Origin of the sequence: Pseudomonas sp. PA-1-6B (assembly GCF_021609545.1) — a bacterium.
Classification (GTDB): domain Bacteria; phylum Pseudomonadota; class Gammaproteobacteria; order Pseudomonadales; family Pseudomonadaceae; genus Aquipseudomonas; species Aquipseudomonas fluorescens_BV.
Genome location: NZ_WJZM01000132.1, coordinates 1 through 745, shown reverse-complemented (window position 1 = coordinate 745; position 745 = coordinate 1). Strand labels below are relative to the sequence as shown.

Genomic DNA, 745 nt, shown 5'->3' with positions numbered 1-745 from the left:
TCGCACACACCAGTCGTTCAGCTTCGTCATAGGCGTAGGAAACGATGTTCTGCTCGGTTTCCCAAACGTAGGGCTCACGCCCTTTGGCGCGATGAACCTGGTAGTCCACCGCGACGATGCGGTCCAGTTCATAGCGCAGTAGTAGCGAACGACCAGCACCGTTATCCAGCCGCTCAATCCGCCCGGAACGATCACGGCAAATGCGCAGCCGGTTGTCATACGCATCGCTGATGGTTGTCAGCACACCGTCGCGAAAGTGGTAGAAACGCGAGGCTTGGGCCAGCACCAGTTCATCAGGCGAGGCTCCCAAATAGATCGCCGCTTCGGCCAGGCTATTGGTGATCGCGGGCCGAGAGTCGGTGGGCAAGGGCAGGGTAGTCGAGCGGTTCTCATGGTCGGTCCACACCACCGAATCGCCCGACACCACCAGCCGATGAGCCAGCCCATGACTCCAGCCAAACCCCAACCCACAATCCACATCCACCGCACTGGTGCGGTACAGCCGTGTCCACTCAAACGGCAAGATCCCATCCAGCGCGCCGTCGGTAAGGGTCAGCAATTCCTCGCCGGTGACCATCGACACCGGGCAGCCGTTGGTAACGGTCTTGTCCGCTGGCGTCGCCGCATCGCCTTTAGGATTTGAAGCCACAGCCGGCACATCATCCACACGCTCTTTCTGCGTCAGCACTACGTTCTGCCGCGCTCGCCAGCGCATCTGCACCGTGCCTTGCTTCAGCCCTCCCAC

At 60.9% G+C, this 745-nt stretch carries 1 protein-coding gene; it reads right to left on the bottom strand.

Features of this window, described 5'->3' with window-relative positions; all coding sequences use genetic code 11:
- On the bottom strand, window positions 1–745 hold a 745-nt coding region (locus tag GIV35_RS27235; RefSeq protein ID WP_236491466.1), incomplete at both ends, for a DUF6531 domain-containing protein.